Annotated in this window: 20 protein-coding genes; 9 read left to right on the forward strand and 11 right to left on the reverse strand. The window is 67.6% G+C overall.

The genetic code is table 11. The annotated features are described in order from the left end of the window. Positions 1-63: 63 nt before the first annotated feature. On the reverse strand, positions 64-1,272 hold the full coding sequence (locus MNR00_RS13245) for a hypothetical protein (RefSeq protein ID WP_241926385.1): 1,209 nt from the start codon (positions 1,270-1,272) through the stop codon (positions 64-66). A 97-nt stretch (positions 1,273-1,369) separates the two neighbouring features. Between MNR00_RS13245 and MNR00_RS13250 the strand changes: the two genes are divergently transcribed. Then, positions 1,370-2,743, forward strand: coding sequence for a polysaccharide biosynthesis tyrosine autokinase (locus MNR00_RS13250; RefSeq protein ID WP_241926386.1), 1,374 nt, complete (start codon positions 1,370-1,372; stop codon positions 2,741-2,743). Positions 2,744-2,822: 79 nt separating this feature from the next. Then, positions 2,823-4,262: a polysaccharide biosynthesis tyrosine autokinase gene (locus MNR00_RS13255; protein WP_241926387.1), complete on the forward strand. Its 1,440-nt coding sequence runs from the start codon at positions 2,823-2,825 to the stop codon at positions 4,260-4,262. A gap of 26 nt (positions 4,263-4,288) precedes the next feature. Here the strand turns inward: MNR00_RS13255 and MNR00_RS13260 are convergent, their stop codons facing one another. From MNR00_RS13260 to MNR00_RS13270, 3 genes are all read right to left on the reverse strand, one after another. Continuing rightward, positions 4,289-5,365 (reverse strand): PqqD family protein, encoded by a 1,077-nt coding sequence (locus MNR00_RS13260; RefSeq protein ID WP_241926388.1) that lies wholly within the window; start codon positions 5,363-5,365, stop codon positions 4,289-4,291. A gap of 77 nt (positions 5,366-5,442) precedes the next feature. Next, positions 5,443-6,468, reverse strand: coding sequence for a MauE/DoxX family redox-associated membrane protein (locus MNR00_RS13265; RefSeq protein ID WP_241926389.1), 1,026 nt, complete (start codon positions 6,466-6,468; stop codon positions 5,443-5,445). A gap of 89 nt (positions 6,469-6,557) precedes the next feature. Further along, on the reverse strand, positions 6,558-7,526 hold the full coding sequence (locus MNR00_RS13270; RefSeq protein ID WP_241926390.1) for a hypothetical protein: 969 nt from the start codon (positions 7,524-7,526) through the stop codon (positions 6,558-6,560). Between the two features lie 218 nt (positions 7,527-7,744). On the opposite strand from MNR00_RS13270, the gene rfbA reads away from it, so the two are divergent. From rfbA to galE, 4 genes are read left to right on the forward strand one after another with little or no spacing between them, the layout of a single operon-like run. Continuing rightward, positions 7,745-8,617: a glucose-1-phosphate thymidylyltransferase RfbA gene (gene rfbA / locus MNR00_RS13275; protein ID WP_241926391.1), complete on the forward strand. Its 873-nt coding sequence runs from the start codon at positions 7,745-7,747 to the stop codon at positions 8,615-8,617. Continuing rightward, positions 8,614-9,609: a dTDP-glucose 4,6-dehydratase gene (gene rfbB, locus MNR00_RS13280; RefSeq protein ID WP_241926392.1), complete on the forward strand. Its 996-nt coding sequence runs from the start codon at positions 8,614-8,616 to the stop codon at positions 9,607-9,609. The genes rfbA and rfbB overlap by 4 nt, the downstream gene beginning before the upstream one ends. After that, positions 9,609-10,997 carry a sugar nucleotide-binding protein gene (locus tag MNR00_RS13285; protein ID WP_241926393.1) on the forward strand — a complete coding sequence of 463 codons (1,389 nt, stop codon included), beginning with the start codon at positions 9,609-9,611 and terminating at the stop codon, positions 10,995-10,997. The genes rfbB and MNR00_RS13285 overlap by 1 nt, the downstream gene beginning before the upstream one ends. 34 nt (positions 10,998-11,031) lie before the next feature. Further along, a complete protein-coding gene (galE, locus tag MNR00_RS13290; RefSeq protein WP_241926394.1) occupies positions 11,032-12,054 on the forward strand; it encodes a UDP-glucose 4-epimerase GalE in 1,023 nt (340 codons plus the stop codon). A gap of 25 nt (positions 12,055-12,079) precedes the next feature. Here galE and MNR00_RS13295 read toward each other — a convergent pair whose 3' ends face one another. The 3 genes from MNR00_RS13295 to MNR00_RS13305 all read right to left on the reverse strand — a co-directional run bounded on the left by MNR00_RS13295 (position 12,080) and on the right by MNR00_RS13305 (position 14,812). After that, positions 12,080-12,352, reverse strand: coding sequence for a response regulator (locus tag MNR00_RS13295; protein WP_241926395.1), 273 nt, complete (start codon positions 12,350-12,352; stop codon positions 12,080-12,082). A gap of 148 nt (positions 12,353-12,500) precedes the next feature. Beyond that, on the reverse strand, positions 12,501-14,021 hold the full coding sequence (locus MNR00_RS13300) for a hypothetical protein (protein WP_241926396.1): 1,521 nt from the start codon (positions 14,019-14,021) through the stop codon (positions 12,501-12,503). Further along, positions 14,018-14,812 carry a glycosyltransferase family 2 protein gene (locus tag MNR00_RS13305; protein ID WP_241926397.1) on the reverse strand — a complete coding sequence of 265 codons (795 nt, stop codon included), beginning with the start codon at positions 14,810-14,812 and terminating at the stop codon, positions 14,018-14,020. The genes MNR00_RS13300 and MNR00_RS13305 overlap by 4 nt, the downstream gene beginning before the upstream one ends. Before the next feature lie 60 nt (positions 14,813-14,872). On the opposite strand from MNR00_RS13305, the gene MNR00_RS13310 reads away from it, so the two are divergent. Genes MNR00_RS13310 through MNR00_RS13320 form a run of 3 tightly spaced genes read left to right on the forward strand, consistent with a single transcriptional unit; the run spans position 14,873 to position 17,063 of the window. After that, complete coding sequence (locus MNR00_RS13310; RefSeq protein WP_241926398.1) at positions 14,873-15,322, forward strand: GtrA family protein; 450 nt, start codon at positions 14,873-14,875, stop codon at positions 15,320-15,322. Positions 15,323-15,349: 27 nt separating this feature from the next. Beyond that, complete coding sequence (locus MNR00_RS13315) at positions 15,350-16,402, forward strand: hypothetical protein (protein WP_241926399.1); 1,053 nt, start codon at positions 15,350-15,352, stop codon at positions 16,400-16,402. 4 nt (positions 16,403-16,406) lie between these two features. Beyond that, entirely contained in the window at positions 16,407-17,063 is a 657-nt protein-coding gene (locus tag MNR00_RS13320) for a low molecular weight phosphatase family protein (protein WP_241926400.1), read from the forward strand. Between the two features lie 31 nt (positions 17,064-17,094). On the opposite strand, the gene MNR00_RS13325 is transcribed toward MNR00_RS13320, so the two are convergent. Genes MNR00_RS13325 through MNR00_RS13340 form a run of 4 tightly spaced genes read right to left on the reverse strand, consistent with a single transcriptional unit; the run spans position 17,095 to position 20,548 of the window. Then, positions 17,095-18,093, reverse strand: a complete 999-nt coding sequence (locus MNR00_RS13325; protein WP_241926401.1) for a MauE/DoxX family redox-associated membrane protein — start codon at positions 18,091-18,093, stop codon at positions 17,095-17,097. A 9-nt stretch (positions 18,094-18,102) separates the two neighbouring features. Next, entirely contained in the window at positions 18,103-18,345 is a 243-nt protein-coding gene (locus tag MNR00_RS13330) for a PqqD family protein (RefSeq protein ID WP_241926402.1), read from the reverse strand. Positions 18,346-18,374: 29 nt separating this feature from the next. Next, a complete protein-coding gene (locus MNR00_RS13335) occupies positions 18,375-19,262 on the reverse strand; it encodes a nucleotidyltransferase family protein (RefSeq protein ID WP_241926403.1) in 888 nt (295 codons plus the stop codon). Positions 19,263-19,279: 17 nt separating this feature from the next. Continuing rightward, positions 19,280-20,548 carry a glycosyltransferase family 4 protein gene (locus MNR00_RS13340; RefSeq protein ID WP_241926404.1) on the reverse strand — a complete coding sequence of 423 codons (1,269 nt, stop codon included), beginning with the start codon at positions 20,546-20,548 and terminating at the stop codon, positions 19,280-19,282. Between the last annotated feature and the right edge of the window lie 117 nt (positions 20,549-20,665).

The raw sequence follows: 20,665 nt of genomic DNA on the forward strand, positions 1-20,665 counted from the left end.
TCGACTAAAACCCTCAAGGTCCATGATCTCACATGGATTTCACAACCCCATCCGCTATAGCGGTCAGCCTTCGTCCCCAGGCGGAGGCTCTGTCGGAGGGGGTGTCGGTTCGGTCGGCTCGCTCGGAGGCGGTGTCGACTCGCCCTCACCAGGATCGGCCGGTGGTGGCTGCGCCGACTGCTCGCGCTCTCGCTCGATGCGCTCCTGCTCCGCGCGTTCCCGTTCACGGTCACGTTCGACCTGCACCTGTCCGGCGGCGAGCGCCGCAACAGCATCCCGATACTCGGCAAGGGTCGCAGGGGCGGCGTCGGACTGCAGATCGGATGCCGCGACCGCCGCACCCGCGGCGATGACAGCATCCTTGAGTTCCTGCTCCGCGTCCGGATGCGCGTCGACCGCCTTCTGCGCCACGGCCGGGAACGTCTTGGCAAAGGTGGCAAGCTGCGCGGCGAATGCCGCGGCCCGGGTGTCGACGGCGGCCCGCACCGTGCGCACCTCGGCACTGACGCGGTCGATCTCGTTCAGCTGCTGCTGAGCCTCGTCGATCGCCGATGCAACTCCGCTCAGCGAGCCGGTGTCGACGCTGGCGCGCGCATACTCCGCCGGCATCGCCGGAACCTCGAACGCGGCGAGGTCCGTGCGGTATGACTTGATCGCCGCGAGGGCAACGTCCAGGGCAGCGGGGTCAGCGATCGCGATGGTATCGGCATCTTCAGGAGCCTCGGTCTCCCCTTCGGGGATGTCGGCGGGGTCGGTCGCGTCACGGACGGATTCCAGCACCCGCCGCAGCGCCTCGGCACTGGCATCCGACTCGGCAATCGATTCGGTGAGGCGCGTCGTCGAAGAGACAAGGCCCGACGTCGCAGTCTCGATCGTCTTCTCGTCGACCGCCAGCACCCGCAGCGCATCATCGGCGGGACTCGCCGTCGCCATCTGCACGCCGCCGATCGTCCCGGCCGCCGCGATCGCAACCACCGCCAGCGCTGCGGCAGACACCGTCAGCCAGTCGACACGCCTGCGCGGTCGCCTCGTGTCCGGCTTCGAAACCGGCGGCACCGTGCCCAGCGGTCGGGCGTCGGCGACGGCGTCGTTCACCATCGCGACGAGAGCGGGCCTTGCCGAGGCACGACGCGTCTGATCGAGATCTGTGCGGCGGTCACCGCCGAACAGGTCGTCGAGACGTCGCGCAGTGTGGTGGTCGTCGACGACCTGGTCAGCGGATGCATCGGTGCGGCGCGGGCCGTCTGGAAAGAGTTGCTCGAGTGTGCTCATCACGTTCCTGGTAGTGCGGATACCAGCTGACCGTCAGCCGCCTAGTACCCTAAGACGATACCGGGGGGTTGGCCCGCGGCAGCATACCCGGAGCACAATGGACCTTCGCGACTACATCCGCGCGCTGCGACGAAACCTCGTCGTGGTCATCGCGGCCACGGTCATCGGGCTCTGTGCCGGGGCGATCGTCGGGCTCACCACCCCGCAGCGGTTCGAGGCGTCGACGCAGCTGATGGTGTCAGTGGATGCCGGCAGCGCGGCTTCGCCCGCAGAACTCGCACAGGGCAACAGTTACGCCCTGCAGGTCGCCGAAAGCTACCGCAGCGTGCTGACCAGCTCGCTGGTGCTGCAGCCGGTGATCGACGACCTCGGGCTCGACGTCACTACCCGCCAGCTGGCCGGCAAGGTCACCGCCAGCCTCGCCCCGCGCGGCGTGATCATCACCGTGGCCGTCACCGACGCGAATCCTGGCCAGGCCGCACGCCTCGCCAACGCGATCGGCGACAGCTTCTCGTCGGTGATCACCGATGAACTCGAGCAGCGCCAGAACGAGACTGCCTACAGCATCCGCATCATCCCGGTGCAGACGGCGACTGTGCCCACCACGCCCTCTGCTCCCAACCTGCGGCTCTCGGTGATCCTCGGAGGGCTCGTCGGGCTGGCAGCCGGCGTCGGAATCGCGCTGCTGCGCGAGGTGCTCGACCGTCGCATCCGCACGCTCGAAGACGTGGAGCGCACGATCGACGCACCGGTACTCGGTGGCATCTCGCTCGACCCCGAGGCATCGACCAGGCCACTGATCATGGCGAACGCGCCACTCGACCCGCGCGCCGAGGCGTTCCGCAGCCTGCGCACCAACGTGCGTTTCCTCTTCCCGTCCGGCGGCAGCGGCGTCTTCGTGGTGACCAGCGCCGGCCCCAGTGAGGGCAAGTCGACCACCGCCGCCAACCTGGCCATCGCTCTTGGCGAATCCGGCTACCGAGTCGCCCTGGTCGACGCCGACATGCGCAAGCCACGCGTCGCGGGACTGCTCGGCATCGAGGGGGCCATCGGGCTCAGCGATGTGCTGATCGGGCGGGTTGCGGTGAACGACGTGATGCAGCGCTGGGGGCGCGGCACGTTCTTCGCACTGCCCGCGGGCACGGTGCCGCCGAACCCTGCCGAGCTGCTCGGCTCTGACGCGATGAAGGCCCTCATCGCCGACCTCGAGGCGGCGTTCGACGTGATCATCTTCGACGCGCCGCCCGTGCTGCCGGTCACCGACGCAGCCGTGCTGTCGCGGCTGACCACGGGTGTGCTGCTCGTGGCTGCCGCAGAGGCGACCACCACCGACAACCTCGCCGCCGCCGCTACGCGCATCGAAGCCGCCGACGGAAAGGTGCTCGGCACGGTCGTGACGATGCTGCCCATCCGCGGCGCCGACAAGACCGCGTACGGCACGTACGGATACGGCGCACTGGCAAAGTCTTGACCGGCCGCGTTCAGCGCGGCATGTGAGAATCGAAAAGTTGTCTGACCTGAGTTGTCTGACCGAATAGGAGAAGACCCGCGTGGAGCTTCGCGACTACGTACGCATCCTGCACAAGAACTGGATCCTGATCCTGATCCTGCTCTTGCTCGGGCTGGCCGGCGGTGCCGGATACGCGGCCCTGCAGGCGCCGAAGTACGTGGCATCGACCCAGCTGTACGTCTCGGTGCGCACCGAAGGCGCCGCAACCGGCGACCTCGTGCAGGGCACCACCTTCGCCCGCCAGATGGTGACCAGCTACGTCGATGTCGTCAACACGGCGCTCGTGCTGGAGCCGGTGATCGAGGAACTCGGACTGGACGTGTCGGTCAATGGCCTCGCGCCAAGCGTGTCGGCGTCGGCACCGCTGAACACCGTGCTCATCGATATCTCGGTCACCAACGGCGACCCTGAGCAGGCCGCCAAGATCGCCAATGCGGTCGCAACCAGCTTCACGAATGTCGTGCAGGGCACCCTCGAGCAGCCTGCCGCCGAAGGCGCCGCCAGCCCCGTGCTGGTCACCGTCACCGAGCCCGCCGTCGCACCCACATCAGCCACCAGCCCGAACGTGCGGATGCTGATCGTGCTCGGCGGCCTGCTCGGCCTGGCGCTCGGCATCGGAATCGCCATGCTGCGCACGGTGCTCGACACGCGCATCCACACGCTCAGTGACCTCGAGGGAATCACCGAGCGCCCGATGCTCGGCGGCATCGCCTACGACCCCGACGCCCAGAAGCGCCCGCTGATCGTGCACGCCGACCCGCGCAGCCCTCGGGCCGAGTCGTTCCGCACCCTGCGCACCAACCTGCAGTTCCTCGACGTCGAGGGCGGGCCGCGCATCTTCGTCGTCTCGAGCGCGGGCCCCGGTGAGGGCAAGTCGACCACCACCGCGAACCTCGCGATCGCACTGGCCGAGACGGGCGCGCGCGTAGCGCTGATCGACGGCGACCTTCGTCTGCCGCGCATCGCCGACTACATGGGCCTTGAGGGCGGCGTCGGCCTGACCGACGTGCTGATCGGACGCATCGACGTCGCGGACGCCCTGCAGAAGTGGGGGCCGAACGAACTGTTCGTGCTCACCAGCGGACGCATCCCCCCGAACCCGAGCGAGCTGCTCGGGTCGGCGGCGATGAACAACGTGCTCAAGCCGCTCGGCGAGTACTTCGACTACGTGCTGATCGATGCCCCTCCCCTGCTGCTCGTCACGGATGCCGCAGTGCTCGGCAAGAAGACCCGCGGCGTGATCCTCGTGGCGGCCTCAGGAAAGACCAAGAAGCAGGAGCTCACTGGTGCCGTGCGCTCGCTGACCACCGCCGGCGTCGACCTGCTCGGCACCGTGGTGACGATGCTGCCGACGAAGGGCCCAGACAGCTACGGCTACGGCGCGTACACGTACGGATCGACGCACGACATCGATCAGCTGTCGCCTGAGCTGTCTGCAGCGCAGGCCAAGCCGAAGCGGCGCGCGAAAGCTGGCGTCTGAGGTTCAGTCGCCCTGGCGCGCGGTGATCAGCCGTCTTCCGGCAGACCACCTGATGTGGGCTTGAGGATGCCCGCGCCGACGAACTGGTCGAGCGTGCTCTGCACGATCGTGCGCGCATCACCTTCGGGCGGGACGCCGAATTCGGCGATGGCGGCATCGACGATTCCGTCGGCGCCGTGTCCGGCGCACAACGCATCCCATACCGCGGGGCCGATGCCGTCGAGCACCTGCACACTGGTCCTGGTCAGCAGCGCAGTGCGATCACCGAAACGCACTGCATCCACGACGTTGGGGGCCCAGTACCCACCGCCGAGCAACTCGAGGCTCGCAGGCGGAGGCACCGGATGCCACACCTCGGGCGCAGCGCGATGCGCGAGCAGCTTCGGTACCAGGGGCGTCACGCTCTCAGCATCCGAATACCGCACGCGAGTGAGCCCGCCGATGCGGTCAACGACCGCGGCAAGCGTCTGCAGCGGAGTCGGAAGCTCCGCGAAGTAGCTCATCTGCGGCACGATCTCGGCGACCGCGTCGCAGAAGGCGACCGCCTCGATGACAGGCTCTTCAACCGTGGCATCACGATCGAGGACCGCGATGGCGTCGAGGCGCAAGGGGTGTTCGCCCACGGGCAGCATCCCGAACTCGCTCGGCGCGATCTGCTGCTTCGGTGCCCCCTCGCGCACGACGGAGAGCGGTTTGCGATACGGCAGCACCCGGCCGTCGAGGTCTGCGCCGACCGTCTCATCGGAGACATAGCCGTACTGACGACCGAGCGCGCCGCTGAGCGTGGTCTTGCCCCGGCCCGACGGGCCGACGAAGGCGGCGACACGGCCCTGACTGTCGGCGACACCGGCGGCGTGGAACATCAGCAACTCGCCGCGGCGATGCTTGAGCGCCGCGAGAGTGACATCGACCGTGAGTCGCTGGGCAAGTGAATCGGCTTCGCGGGCCGGGTCGGCCACGACCGTGGCATCCGCCTCAGCCTGCGCAGGAACGACCGCGTCGACCCACGACGCACGCACCCGTTCGATGGTCTCAGCGGGCACACCGTCAGAAGTGACGCGCACGCGGACGCCGATGGCTGTGACGTCGAAGAAGTCGGTCATGCGCGCGGACTCCCCCTACCTCACCGAATTGGCACCGCTGCTCTGAACTTACTACAGCTGTGGTCGGCGACTGTCGGCTAGTGGGTTTCGGCGAGCGGCTGTGCCGGGCGCTCTCCGTGCAGGCTCTCGTAGATGTCGTCGATGAACGCGAAGATCGCGTCGGCGCCGTTCACCGGACCACCGGCGAGCAGACCGTCGAGGCCGAACAGCACCGCCGTGGGGGTGCCCCATTCGTCGATCGAGTTGCGCACATAGTTGTTCGGGTCGTGCAGCGACTGCGGCTCTGCGCCCTCAGTCCATTTCGACTCATCTGGCATCTCGGTCAGCAGCAGGCGCACGCTGATCTCGGGCAGCATCGCGCGGATGTCGTCGAGCCGTTCGTGCACGATCACGCATGACCCGCAGCCGGGGCGCATGTGCAGCGCCATCATCGGCTGGCCGGTCATGCTCAGCTGACGCAGATCGAGCAGTTCTCCGTCAGCGCGCGTGACAGGCACCGAGGGGGTGCGGGTGCGGACGTAGTCGAGTTCGTCGTCGTCATCGGATGCCATTGCCGTGGGGATCCCGGGACTGAGCGTTTCTGCGGGCGCCGGCTCGTCGGCCGGCACGGGCCACATCGTCACGGCAACCGTCACGCCCGCGGCGGCCAAGCCGAGCAGCCAGGCCCAGTCACCGGCATCCGAGGCAGCCAGCGGGCCACCCCACAGGGGATTCGCCCACGCCGTCGCCGCGGCCGCGGCGCTGAGCAGCACGTACCAGGCGTTGCGGACCACCGTCGCCCCCGTGATGCGCTTGCGAGTGCCGAAGCAGGCGCAGCTGGCGTCAGTGCCGGCGCGCACGATGCGCGCAACGAAGATCAGATAGCCGAGCATGAGCACCAGGGCGACGATCGCGGCGAGTTCGCCGAGCATCCCGCCCAGAACCGCAAGCGCCCCTCCAAGTGCGATCTCACCCCATGGGTGGAACTTCAACAGCCACATGCGACGCAGGATCGCGGGCACACCGAGCTCGGTCCACCCCGTCAGGTCGTCGGGGTGGCGAAGCTTGGCGATGCCGCTGGCGACGAGCACAGCAGCGACCAGCACGACGGGAATGATGCTCAACGGGCCTGGCACGGTTCTGATCTCTCGTGAATGTGATCAGGCGGGCGCGGCGCATGCCGTGCCCGCCTGATCGGTGGGGAAGGTCGGCGTCAGCAGCCTGAGCCGGTGTTGACGCGCACGGTGCTGGTGTTGACACCGTCGGACGAGAACGACACCCAGAGGCTGTTGCCGGAGCTGTTGTTACTGGCCGTCTCGATGAAGGTCGTGCCACTGCTGAGCGCCTGGGAACCACCCCACACCGAGCGACCCTCAGTCGGGTAGTTCGAGTCGTTGTTCCGCTGGATGTTGGTGATCTTGAAGTCGCTCGCGTCAGTCCTGCAGTTATTCAACACGGTGATCCCGAGGCGGTAGCGGCCACCACCAAGCGAGCAGGCGGAGACGACCTTGATCATCGGCACACACGGGTTGATCGAGCTCGTGCCGAGGTCCTCCCACGCGCCACCCTTGCGACATTCGACCTTGTAGGTGGCCATCGGGCCGGTCGCACCGCAGGGCGCCCCACCACCGCTGGGGTCGATCAGCACATGCATGGAGTCGTCGGCGGTACCGTAGGCACCGATGGTGCCGATCTGTCCGTTGGTGTCGACCCGACGGACCGTGTCGCCCGCAGCAGGGAAGTTCGCGGACTGTCCCAGACCGAGCTCCTTCTGGATGTAGAGCCCCGGTCCGTTCGACGTGTTCGTCGACGGGTTTCGGTGACCGCTGTTCGACGAGCCGAGATCGTTGTCGTTGCTGATCCACAGCCGCGAGCGCTTCGGGTTGTCGAACATCGTGACCCGGATCCTCTCGCACTCGCAATCCTGCAGCGCTGCAGTGATCTTGAACGTGAAGTCCCAGTGCGAGTTGGCGGTGTTGCAGCCGCTGAGCGAGAGGCTCACCGGATACGTGCCACCGGTGGGCGCGATGTTGTTGATGCAGGGCAGCTCAGAAGCGGCGGCGGTCGGCACGGTGCCGGCGACAGCGATGGCAGGAACCGTCCATGCCACCCCCTTCACGACCGTTCGGCGAGAGATGCCGGATGTCTTGTCTTCGTGTTTTATGGCAGCACGATTAGTCATTAGTTCAGTTCCCCAGTACTTGTTCTTGACATCGGATAGATCGAACGATGCGCACGCGCGGGTCCCCACAGACCGCGGTCGCCGTTGCAGTTTGGCAGTTTGATGGACGCCGCGTCAAGGATTAAGGGCACAAGCCGCCGTCGGCCCATCTCGAAGGTGCCGACTCAGCGCCTGACCAGGGGACTTTCCGAGCGCCGCTGACGTGCCACGATAGAGGCATGAAGGGGATCATCCTTGCCGGCGGTTCAGGCTCGCGTCTGCACCCGATCACGCTGGGCGTCTCGAAGCAGCTCGTGCCGGTGTATGACAAGCCGATGGTGTATTACCCGTTGTCGACGCTGATGCTCGCGGGCATCCGAGACATTCTGGTGATCACCACGCCCCACGATGCCGCGCATTTCGAGCGTCTGCTCGGGGACGGCTCGCAGTTCGGGATCTCGTTGACGTTCGCGCAGCAGCCGTCGCCCGACGGTTTGGCGCAGGCATTCACGATCGGCGCGGATTTCATCGGCGATGACTCGGTCGCGCTGGTACTCGGCGACAACCTGCTCTACGGACCGGGGCTGGGCACGCGCCTCTCACGGTTCAGTGACATCGATGGCGGCGCGGTGTTCGCGTACTGGGTGGCGGAGCCCTCGGCGTACGGTGTGGTCGAGTTCGACGGCGCCGGAGTCGCGGTGTCGTTGGAGGAGAAGCCTGCGATGCCGAAGAGCAACTACGCGGTGCCCGGCTTGTACTTCTACGACAACGATGTCGTGGAGATTGCGCGGTCACTGGCACCGTCGGCGCGCGGGGAGTATGAGATCACGGATGTGAATCGTGCGTACTTGAGACGCGGCAAGTTGCAGGTGGAGGTGCTCCCGCGGGGCACGGCCTGGCTGGACACCGGCACGTTCGATCAGATGACGGATGCTGCCGACTATGTGCGCACGATGGAGCGTCGCACCGGGATGAAGATCGGATGCCCGGAGGAGGTTGCCTGGCGGCAGGGGTTCTTGTCGGATGGGCGGCTGCGGGAGCGTGCGGAGCAGCTGGTGAAGTCGGGGTACGGGACGTATCTGCTGGGGCTGTTGGAGAGGGGCGACCGGTGAGGGTGCTTGTGACCGGCGGGGCCGGGTTCATCGGATCGAACTTCGTGCACCATGTCGTGGGGCATACCGACCATCACGTCACCGTGCTGGACGCGCTGACCTATGCCGGCAACCGCGCGTCGCTCGATGGTCTGCCCGCTGACCGGGTTTCGTTCGTGCATGGGAACATCACCGATGCGGAGTTGGTCGATGACCTGTTCGGGCAGGTGGATGCTGTGGTGCACTACGCCGCGGAATCGCACAACGACAACTCGCTGGATGACCCACGGCCGTTCCTGGACACGAATGTGATCGGCACGTACACGCTGCTCGAAGCCGCCCGCCGCCACGACATGCGCCTGCATCACATCTCCACCGACGAGGTCTACGGCGACCTCGAGCTGGATGACCCGGAACGGTTCACCGACACCACCCCGTACAACCCGTCGTCGCCGTACTCGTCGACGAAGGCCGCATCCGACCTGCTGGTGCGCGCCTGGGTGCGCTCGTTCGGGGTGCGGGCGACGCTGTCGAACTGCTCGAACAACTACGGCCCGTATCAGCACGTCGAGAAGTTCATCCCCCGCCAGATCACGAACGTGCTCCGCGGCATCCGCCCCAAGCTCTACGGGGCAGGGCTCAACGTGCGCGACTGGATCCACGCCGACGACCACTCCTCCGCCGTGCTCGCCATCCTCGAGAGCGGCCGGCTCGGCGAGACCTACCTGATCGGCGCCGACGGCGAGAAGGACAATCGCTCGGTGATCGAGCTGATCTTGACGTTGATGGGGCAGGACGCCGACGCATATGATCACGTCTCCGACCGCGCCGGCCACGACCTGCGCTACGCGATCGACTCCACCAAACTGCGCCACGAACTGGGCTGGACACCGCAGTACGGCGACTTCGACGCCGGGCTCGCCGCCACCATCGACTGGTACCGCAGCAACGAGGCCTGGTGGGCGCCGGCGAAGGACGCCACCGAGGCGTTCTACGCAGAGCGGGGGCAGTGATGCTGACCGTCACCGAGACGCCGATCCCGGGGCTGCTCGTCGTCGACCTGCCCGTGCACGGCGACAACCGCGGCTGGTTCAAAGAGAACTGGCAGCGCGAGAAGATGGTCGCCGCCGGGCTGCCGGACTTCGGACCGGTGCAGAACAGCATCGCCTTCAACCCCACCCCTGGGACCACCCGTGGCTTTCACGCCGAGCCGTGGGACAAATTCGTCTCGGTCGGCACTGGACGCATCTTCGGCGCCTGGGTCGACCTGCGCGAAGGACCCTCGTTCGGCGCGGTGTTCACCATCGAGCTCGACCCGTCACGCGCGGTGTTCGTCCCCCGCGGCGTCGGCAACTCGTACCAGACCCTCGACCCCGACACCTCGTACGTCTACCTGGTGAACGACCATTGGTCGCCCGACGCCGAATACTCCTTCCTGAACCTCGCCGATGAGACGGCCGCGGTGGCCTGGCCGATCCCACTCGCCGACGCCGTGCTGTCCGAGAAAGACCAAGCGCACCCGCGGCTCGCCGACGCCACTCCCGTCCCGCCGCGCAAGATCCTCGTGCTGGGCGCCGACGGCCAGCTCGGGCGGGCGCTGCGCAAGGAATTCGGAGACGCCTCGCACATCGAGTACGCCACCCGCACCGACTTCGACATCACGAAACCTGCTGCCCGGCACTGGCGCGACTACGGCACCATCATCAACGCCGCCGCCTACACGGCCGTCGACACCGCCGAGACGCTCGAGGGCCGCGCGGCGGCGTGGGCGGTCAACGCCACAGGTCCCGCGCTGCTGGCCCGTATCGCCGCCGAGAACGGCATCACCCTCGTGCACATCTCCAGCGACTACGTCTACGACGGCACCGCTGTAGACGCCTACAGCGAGGACGCCCCCTTCGCTCCGCTCGGCGTCTACGGGCAGACCAAAGCAGCCGGCGACCTCGCCGTCACCACCGCACCGCGGCACTACATCATCCGCACATCCTGGGTCATCGGCGACGGCAGCAACTTCGTCCGCACCATGGCCTCCCTCGCCGAACGCGGCATTAACCCGAACGTCGTCGACGACCAGACCGGACGACTCACGTTCACAGACGACGTCGCCCGCGGCATCCGACACCTGCTCTCTGTCGACGCGCCCTACGGGACGTACAACGTCACCGGCGCCGGCCAACCGCAGACCTGGGCATCGATCGCCGCCACGGTCTACGAGCTGACCGGACACGACCCCGCGCGGGTGACGCCCGTCTCGACCGACGACTACTACGCAGGAGCGGCTGGGGCCATCGCCTCCAGGCCCCGCAACAGCGTGCTGGACCTGTCGAAGATCGAAGCCACCGGATTCATGGCATCCAACACCCACGAATCACTGGAGTCATACCTCGCCGGTCGCGGCTGAGCGGTTGACCAGGGCCCGTGGGTAGGCTCGACGGGTGCGCATTCTTCTCGCCGGCGGTGCCGGCTACATCGGATCCCATGTCGCCCTCGTGCTGCTCGAAGCCGGCCACGAAGTACTCGTCGTCGACGACTACTCGAACAGCTCCCGCACGGCGATCGGCCGGGTCGAGAACCTCACCGAGCGCAGCGTCGAGGTCATCGATTGCGACCTCGCTGATCTCACCGCCTCGCGGGCTGCGCTGCACGGCCAGCAGTTCGACGCCGTCATCCACCTGGCGGGGCTGAAGGCCGTTGGCGAGTCGGTCGCCAAGCCCGCGCACTACTACCGCACCAACCTCACGTCGACCCTGAACCTGCTCGAGCTGATGGCCGACCACGGCGTGAACAAGCTCGTCTTCAGCTCGTCGGCCACTGTGTACGCGCCCGCCGCCGAGGGCGTGCAGAACCTGGATGAGGATCAGCCCGCCGGCACCGGAATCACCAACCCGTACGGCTGGACCAAGGCGATGAACGAGCAGATCATCCGCGACATCCAGCACAGCCGCCCTGAGCTCGAAGCCGTGCTGCTGCGCTATTTCAACCCGGTCGGCGCGCACCCGTCCGGCCGCATCGGCGAAGACCCATCGGGCATCCCCAACAACCTCATGCCGTTCGTCGCGCAGGTCGCGATCGGGCGGCGCGATCGCCTCGCCGTGTTCGGCGACCAGTATCCGACGCACGACGGCACCGGCGTGCGCGACTACATCCACGTGATGGACCTCGCTGAGGGCCACCTGGCCGCACTCGACCACCTGCGCGCCGGCGTCGCGACGTACAACCTCGGCACCGGCGAAGGACAGAGCGTCTTCGACGTGGTGCAGGCGTTCTCGGATGCCAGTGGCCGAGAGATCCCCTACGAGATCGTGGCCCCGCGCCCCGGCGATGTCGCCAAGGCTGTAGCCGACCCGTCGAAGGCCAATCGTGAGCTCAATTGGCGGGCGAAGCGTACCTTCGCGGAAGCGTGCCGCGACTCGTGGGCCTGGCAGTCGCAGAACCCGAACGGGTACTCGGCGGGCTAAGGCGCCGGCTCGAGTTCGGGAAGTATCAGCGCGCCGCGAGGAACTGGCGGGGTGGCCCTTCAACTCTTGCGATTGCAATCTTGACTTCCACGATTTCGTCCTTCAGATCGGAAAGACGTTCGTCGATGCGATCAATGCGGCCATCGAGACGATCGATCCGGCCATCGACGCGATCGATGCGTTCGCCGAGGTCTTTGCTCGTGCCGTCCATGCGGTGAATCATCCAGCCGAATCCACTCCCGAGGGCAAGCAGAATGGATGCGATGCCGATGAGCATCGTGATCATCTCGACGGACATGTACACCCCTTCATTGTGCCTCAGCGCCGACTTGGATGGGCCGGCACTTGCAACGCTACCGACGCCGTCGACCCCAACTCGCGCGGAAACCACCCACTGGGGACAACTTCCCTACGCGGCCAGATTGTGGACGAAGAGACGTCCGCGATCAGGGAATCGGCGCCGCGCACACCCGATACCGGCCGCCCTCGACAAGGACCTCGGTGTCGCATTGCAAACCGGTCAGACGGGGCACGCCGGCCATCGCGTCAGCATCCGACAGCCCGACATGCGCGCCCGACATCACGATCGGGCCGACGGCGGCACCCCACGGGTGCGCAGCCAGCCACGGGGCGCCGGTCTGATCGACCCACTCGCGGATCGGAGCCACGTCCGCACGCTGCGTCGCCAGGGTCTCTGAGCGCGGCTGCGCGGTCTGCAAGACGTGCCTGGCGATGCTCCACGCCAGCGAGGCGCTCAGCAGCACGATCGCGACGACGGCGATGACGCGCGCTGCGCCGGCACGCTCGAACAGCACCCGCGCCCCCCACAGGGCGACGATCACGATGATCGGGAAGAACGCCAGCACGCCGGATGCCGGGTGCCGCACCCACAGCGGAGTGTGCGCTGCCGTCGACCACCAGCCCACGAAAGCCAACGCGCCGACGCCCGCGGCCGAGGCGAGCATGAGCACAGATCGCCAGGAATCAGACAGCCGCCCGCCCTCGGCAGCCCGGTCATCGGGGCGCTTGCGATCAGCATCCGCCGCCGCGGCCCGACTCGCCCGCGACAGCACCAGCCCGGCGACGGCCAGCGCGACGCACAGCGCCGCCGTCGCGACCGCCGCCCACATCGGCACGAACCAGGCGCCCGCGAGCGTCTCGAGCTTCTGCGTCACGGTCGTGGGCGCGAAATGCTGCCCTCCACCGCGGACGAACCGCACCATGCCACGCAGATGCTCCACGAACCCGCTCGGCCCCAGCGAGACGAGCGCGCCCACCTCCATCAACAGCGTCGGCACCCCCACGAGGATCAGCGGCAGCCACGCGCGCTTCAGCGTCTGCAGGATCCGCTGCCAGCCGCGTCCTGGGGCGAGCACCCACAGCGCCACGGCGAACGCGGGCAGCGCGAGCAGCACGATCAGCTTCGCCTGCACCGCAAGGCCCACGAGGAGCCCCGCCAGCCACGCACGCCGCGGCAGCGCGATCAGCGCCCAGACGAGCAGCGCGGCTGCAGGGATCTCGCCGAGCAGATCGGCCGGCCCTTGAATGGGCGAGATACTGCCGAAGCCGTTGAAAGCGAGGGGGACGGCGGCGGCGACCAGCGCGCCCCAGCGTCCGACCGTGCGGATGCCCAGCAGCGCAAGTCCGGCGAGCAGGAGCGCCCAGAACGCCAGCGGAACCATCCGCGCGCCGAGCACCGGGTCGACGCCCAGTGCGAGCACGGCGGCGACCGGCAGCAGCACCGTTGGCCCGGTCGAGATCCTCGGGTCGAACGGAGTGATCGTCGACCCCGACAGGGCTCCGTCGCTGGAGTATCCGAGTCCCGCCAGCAGGTTCAGTGGCACGGTGAGGTTGAACGCCTCGTCCTCCCAGAACCGCGCCGTGAGGCTGTGCTGGATCACGATCACGTGGCAGGCCAGCAGCCCGGCTGCGAGCAGCCAGAACGCGATCGTGCGGGCGAGTCTCATCTGCGCGGGTTCCCGGAGGCGGCTTGAGGTCGGATGCTGCGCAGCGGCGCGCCAGGACGCAGCGAGAGCTGCCAGGCCTCGGCGAGCGCCGTGACGGCGAACTTGCGCAGGCGCTGGGGCGGCAGCATCCGCTTCACTCCCCCGCCCCACATCGTGCCGCTGGTCGACTCGCCACGGCGAGGGATGCTGCGCACCGACAGGTAGCGCACGGTGAACCCGGCGCGCGCCTCGGCGAGCGAGAAGTGCACGTGAGGGATGCTGGCGTCGGCCGGCACGGCGTCGAGGAGCTCCTGCAGCGGCGCCGGACGGTACGCCCGCAGCGGGGTGTTCACGTCGGGCACCCGTCGGCCGGCGGCGACGGCCACGAGCATGCCGACGCAGCCAGTCAGCACGCGGCGGTACCAGGCGTCGGTACGGCTGTGGCGCACTCCGTGCACGACGTCGGCGCCGGTGCTCTCGACTGCCAGGACCAGGCGCGTGAAGTCCGGGCCCACGAACTGGCCATCACCATCGACGTGGATCAGCAGGTCGGGGCCGGCCGCGAGACCGGCACGGTACGCGGCGAGCGCCGTCGGGCCGTGCCCGCGGTTGGCCGCCTGCGGGTGCACGTCGACGTCGTCGATCGCCTGCAGCGTCGCGACCGTGGCATCGGTCGAGCGGTCGTCTGCGACGACGAAACTGACTTTGCCGGCGAGCGGGGCGACGTGATCGCGGATCTCATCGATGAACCCGCCGATGCCCTCTGCCTCGTTGTAGGCGGGCATCACGATGACGAGATGGGCAACTGGCACGCGGGTCCTCACGATGGGTCGGGAGCGGACTGCTGCGCTCCCCAGTATTCTAAGGGAGCCATGGAAATCCACCCCCGACTGCGTCGGCTCGCCTCTGTCGGGAGTCGCTTTCTCATCGTCGGTGCCATCAGCACCCTCATCGAGGTGGGCGTCTTCAACCTGCTCGTGTACGCGATGGGCGTCGATGTCGTCTGGGCGAAGATCATCGCCTCGCTCGTCGCACTGGTCAACGCCTACGTCGGCAACAGAGAGTGGACCTTCAAGCATCGCGACCGCCGCGGGCGAGTCAGCGAGATCGTGCTGTTCATTCTCGTCAATCTGGCGTGCACCGGACTCGGTGCGCTGCTGCTGTGGCTGGGCGTCGAAGGCGTCTCGACTGTTCTCGGACGGGCGGCGGGCCCCGTCGCCGTCAACGTCGTGAACCTCGCGAGCATCGCGATCGTCGTGCTGGTGCGGTTCGTGCTGTACCACGGGGTGGTGTTCCGGACCGGGAAACCGGGGAAGGCCTGAGCGTCTGCGCGTGGATAGACTCACGCCATGGTGCGCCACGAGACCGATCCGATCAGCGTGCATTTCTGGACGCGCCGACCGGAGGCCCTCACCACATGGGATCCTGACGAGGCACCACAACAGCATCAAAACGCGTTTGGTCACGCCTTCCTTGAAATGTACTGGCGACTGCGCGCCAAGGCACTCCCTGTCACTCTCGGGCCAAAACCACCGCACGGGTGCACGGTCGTTGTCGTCTCGTTCGAGGAACTGGCGAATTATCAGCCTCAGGTGCCCTCCACCTTGATGGCACGGTTGGCGCTTTCTCTTCTGCCGCTGCGGCGCATGCCAGCCGTAGTTGTCTTTCGAGTTGACGCCGCACTGAGCGTGCGGCCTCCATCGTTCACCACCTTGGAGGTGATGGCCACCAAGGGTGCCGTCGAGACGCCCCGCCAGACGTGGTTGCCGTTGCTGCCGCAACGCGGCCTGCAGGTTCGCGATCCAGCTAGGGGCGACCGAATTGAGACGGTCGCGCTCAAGGCGTACTCGTACAACGTGCCGGTGTGGGTCGACGACCGATTCATCAGCCGGTTGAGTGAACTCGGAATGAACCTGCGCATTGACACCGAGCTGAACGGCATGTGGCATGATTTCCGCGAGGTCGACGTGGTGCTGTGCACGCAGCGGCTGCAGCCCGGCACAGACCGACCAGCCATCGATGACCGACGCAAGCCGCCGACCAAACTGATCAACGCCTGGGCAGCAGGCGCCATCCCAGTGTGCGGCGATCACCGCGGATATCGCGAGATCGCAGAGACCGGAACCGACGCATTGTTCGCCAGAGACGAACCTGACGCGTTTCTCGCAGCCCTCAGCGCACTGCGCTCGAAGCCCCAACTGGTGTCATCCATGATGGCCGCCATCGCCAAGCGATCAGAACAGTTCAGCATCGAGCAGGTATCGACGGACACATGGAACGCGCTGACCGAAGCCCCACCTGCCAAGCGCCGCGATGTGACAATCGAAGCCGCACGCGCGCTCTTCGCCGAAGCGGTTCATCGTGTGAAGTCAGCGGCACGAAGGCGCCGACACGTAGTCTGAGTACATGCCCAGTGATCCTTCTCGCCCGTCTCAGCGCCCTCTGACGCGCCGCGAGCGTCGGCGCATGGAGGCGGGCGCTGTGCCGCGCATCCTCACGGTGTGCACCGGCAACATCTGCCGCTCACCGCTGGCGGAGGTGACCCTTCGGGCGCAGCTGAGGGACCTGCCGGTTCAGGTGCACAGCGCCGGAACGAACGCGATGGTCGGGCATGGCATGACGCCGCAGGCCGCCCAGTTGGCCATCAACGCCGGCGCGGACCCGGCTGATGCTGACGGCCATCAGGCCCGCTATCTCGTCGAGCCGATGCTGCTCGAGGCCGACCTCGTGCTGACCATGACCCGCGAGCATCGCGACGCCGCTGTACAGCTGACGCCGAGCAGATTTCGACAGGTGCTGCCGTTGCGCGAGTTCGGTCGACTCGCCGCCGCCCTGCCCGATGCGCAGATCCGCGCAGCGGCTGAGAATGCCGGTCCGGTGCCGTCCGACCGCGTCGCCGCAGTCGTGGCTGCATTGGTCAGCAGCCGAACCAGCGAGCCGACGCCCGACGATGACATCATCGACCCCTACCGCCAGCCCGACGCGGTCTACCAGCAGTCCGCCGACGAGATGCTCCCAGCGATCAGAGAAGTCGAGCGCGTCGTCCGGCTTGCGCTGGCGTGACCCTGCGCGCCGACAGCGATCATCAGCGCGGTCAGAACTGAGGGCGCTCCCCGTGCAGGCTCTCGTACACGTCGCCGATGAACTCAAGGACGCCGTCAGGACCGCTGACCGGGCCGCCGGCGAGCATTCCGTCCATGCCGAACAGCACTGCGGACGGGGTGGCCGCGTACCCGAGCGACTGCGCGACCAGTCGCTGAGGATCGTGCAGCGACATCGGATGCGCGGTCTCAGCGATCGGGGTGTCATCGGGCTGTGCCGTGAGAATGAGCCGGATGTCCACCTCGGGCAGCAGCTCACGCCACCGCTCGCGACTGCTGATCGTGCTCGTGCATGACCCGCAGGTCGAGCTCACGGCGAGCAGCAGCATCGGGCGCAGCGAGCTGAGCTCTCGGAGCGTCTGAGTCGACCCATCGGCGAGTGTGACGGGGATCGCCGGGGTGAGCGAGCGGATATAGTCCAATTCGCCGTCGGATGCCACGGCGATGGGCTCTTGTGCGTTCACCGACACCGCCTCGCTCGGTTCCGGCCACATGACGAGCAGCACTGTGATCGCCGCCGCGAGCAGCACTGCTACCCACGCCCACCCTGCGGGGCCCAGCGCCGCAAGCGAGCCACCGAGCAGCGGGAGCGCCCACATCGTGGCGACAGCGGCGACACCGAGCAGTGTCAGCCAGGCGTTTCGCACCACGGTGACCGCCGTGATCCTCTTCGTGCTGCCGAAGCATGCGCAGGACGCGTCCGGCGTGGCGCGCAGCGTGCGGAACACCAGAACCAGATAGGTGCCCATGAGCGCGGTCGCGATGATCGCCGCGATCACGCCAGCCCATCCGCCGGTGACGAGCAGGACGATCCCGAGCGCCAGCTCGCCCCACGGGTGCAGCCGCGCGACCCATTGCTTCTGCAGCGCCGCAGGCACTCCGAGCCGGCTGAACTCATCGAGGTCGGCGGGGCCGCGCAACTTGAGCACGCCGGAAGCGATGAGCACACCGCCCAGCAGCAGAGCGGGGCCGACGAAGAGGGCGGAGATCACGCTCTCATGCTAACCGTCGGCATAGGCCAGAAGGCCGAGTCGCACGAGGTCATCGAGGAACGCGTGGACGTGCACGGCAATGTCATCCTGTTGCTCTTCGGTGGCGCTCGCGACCTGCGCCACGACGTCCGCGATGGAGACGGCAGTGTCGTCGGGGATCGTCCGCCAGATCAGCGCAGAAACGTCCGCGAGTACGGTGATGGGCCCAGACGGCAGAGGTGCCGCATAGACGACCTCTCCGTCATCGACCACGCCACATGATTCCGTCCGGTGCACTCGCGTCATCGCTGCCTCCGGAAGGGGCGCGTGATCATCGCCGCTGTCTCGCGCAGCCCGACACCCGCGCGTGCGAAGAACTCGCGGACGACCTCAGCCCGTGAGGGCGCATGGCCGAGACGGCGCGCGAGACGGTCGGTGTTGACGAGCGGCGCCTGGGCGACGACCCGGAGCCTTCCGGGCAGGTTGGGCTGTGCGATGACTCGCCCCCACCACTCGGCGACCCGCGGACCACCCTGCGACGTCGCCTTCCACAGCCGGTACTCCCGGCGATCGCGATACCGCTCGAGGTCTCCCTCGGCCGCCGCGAACGCCACCTCGGCGTGCAGCCGCGCGACGAGGCTTCGCGCCCGCGCCTGCGCGTCGTCGTCGAGCTCGCTCCATGACCGCGGCAGCCCGCCCTTGCCGCGGGCGGAGTTCAGCACGAGGATGACGGACTGCGCGTCGAGGCTCGGCGCCGCGAACGGGATGCCGGCAGATTCCCGCCGGGTGTGGTCGAGCCAGAGCTGCTCGAACGCCTGCTGATCGCTCAGCCCGATACCGGGGAATCGTCGATGCAGATCGAAATATCCCCAGGTGTCGTGGGCGTAGGTCTGGGCGTGCTCGAACGATGAGCCGAACCGAAATGTGCTGTACAGCCGCCATCCCTGTGTCAGCAGCGCGCTGTGCAGCGCCGGGATGCGGTGCGGGTCGACCAAGGCATCGACATCCGAGCCGTACCGCGGAGTCGGGTGCAAGGCGGGGTCGGTCGCGGCGCCCTTGATATGCAGCATCCGCACCCCGGCGTCGTCGGCGATCACCTGCACGGCGGCACGTGCCAGCCGCAGTCGGATGCTCACGGGCACCTTGCTCGTCGGACGCACGGGAGCCGCCTCCGGCGCGGATTCGGTCACGCCGTCAGCCTAGACGATCACGACGTGCGCGCCGCCGCAGCAGTACCGGTCACCGCATGGAACGCCGCCAGCGCACTCGGCGCTTCGACGCTCGGCACCTGAAGCGGGACGATCGGCACGCGGACGACGGGGACGACCGGGCGATTGACATTGATGACGTCGCGGTAGAAGTCGGCATGAACGGCCGCGATCTCGGCGTCGTCGAGCAGACCGGGTGTCTGAGCGGCGGCGATTCCCAGTCGCACGCGCAGCGCGGGCCTCTCAGCAAGGCGGTGCAGCGCCGCAGCCAGGGCATCCGTGTCGCGTGGGGTCACGCGTAGCCCGTTGTGTCCGTCGCGAACCCATTCCACGGGTCCCCCCTCGTCGGCGACGACGAGAGTCGTGCCGGCAGCGAGGCATTGCAGCACGTTCTGCCCCATCGGCTCGGCGCGCTGCGAGTACTGCACTGCGATATCCCACGAGGCCAGCAGAGGCGCGATGTCATCTACGTGGCCGAGCATGTTCACCCGGTCGGCGATCCCGAGCTGCTGTGCGCGCTCACGGAGTTCCATCGCGAAGTCGGTGTGCTCGAACAGGGCAGCCCCCGCGAAGTCAAGCTGCGCATCGCCGTCCGGGAATGTCTGCGCGAATGCCTCGAGGAGAGCCATCTGCCCCTTCCACGGGTCGAGTCTTGCGAGCATTCCTATGCGAAGCGGCCCTGCGGTGTTCCGCGGCAGGCGGAACCTGCCCAGACCAGACGGGCTCGGGATCACCGCCGTGGCAGCACCCTCACGGAGGAATTCTCGGGCGGTGTCGAGCGTGCCGTTCGCGTTGGCGACGACGCCGTCAGCGCGGGGCAGCACGAGCTTGGTCATCATGCGGTATCCGAACGCCCCGAGGGCTTCGGGGGTGATGTGATCGCGCAGGTGGACGACGAAGGGGCGGCGGGTGCCGAGTGCGGCAAGGGCCCCGTATGCCGCAGACCGGGTGGAGTTGGCGACCACGAGGTCGCTGTGACGCACGACAGGATGCCAACGCGTGGCGGCTGCCTGAATCACCAGACGGGTCATCACGTTCAGCATCCGGAGCGGGCCACCTGAGCTGCCACCCGACACCTGCCGGACACCGCGCGTGGATGTGCTCATTCCTTCGAAGACGTTCTCATCCTCTTCGGCGGGGATCAGCAGACTAGCCTGCCATCCGGACTCCGCATCGAGCAGCCGTCTGAGCGCCAGTTCGGCGCCGCCGGCCACCGTCGTATGCGCGAGGTGCACGATGTGCGGGCTCGCGGAACGCGAAACGTCCATCCCCAGAATTCCCCAGCAATCCCAAGCTCACGGCCCCCAAAGCCGTGCTCCCTGTCCCCAAGGCGGCGTCCGTCCCCCGACATCAACCACCGAAGATCTGCGCCCGCAGGGAGCGTG

The sequence above is a fragment of the Microbacterium sp. H1-D42 genome, from assembly GCF_022637555.1.
Taxonomy (GTDB): Bacteria; Actinomycetota; Actinomycetes; order Actinomycetales; family Microbacteriaceae; genus Microbacterium.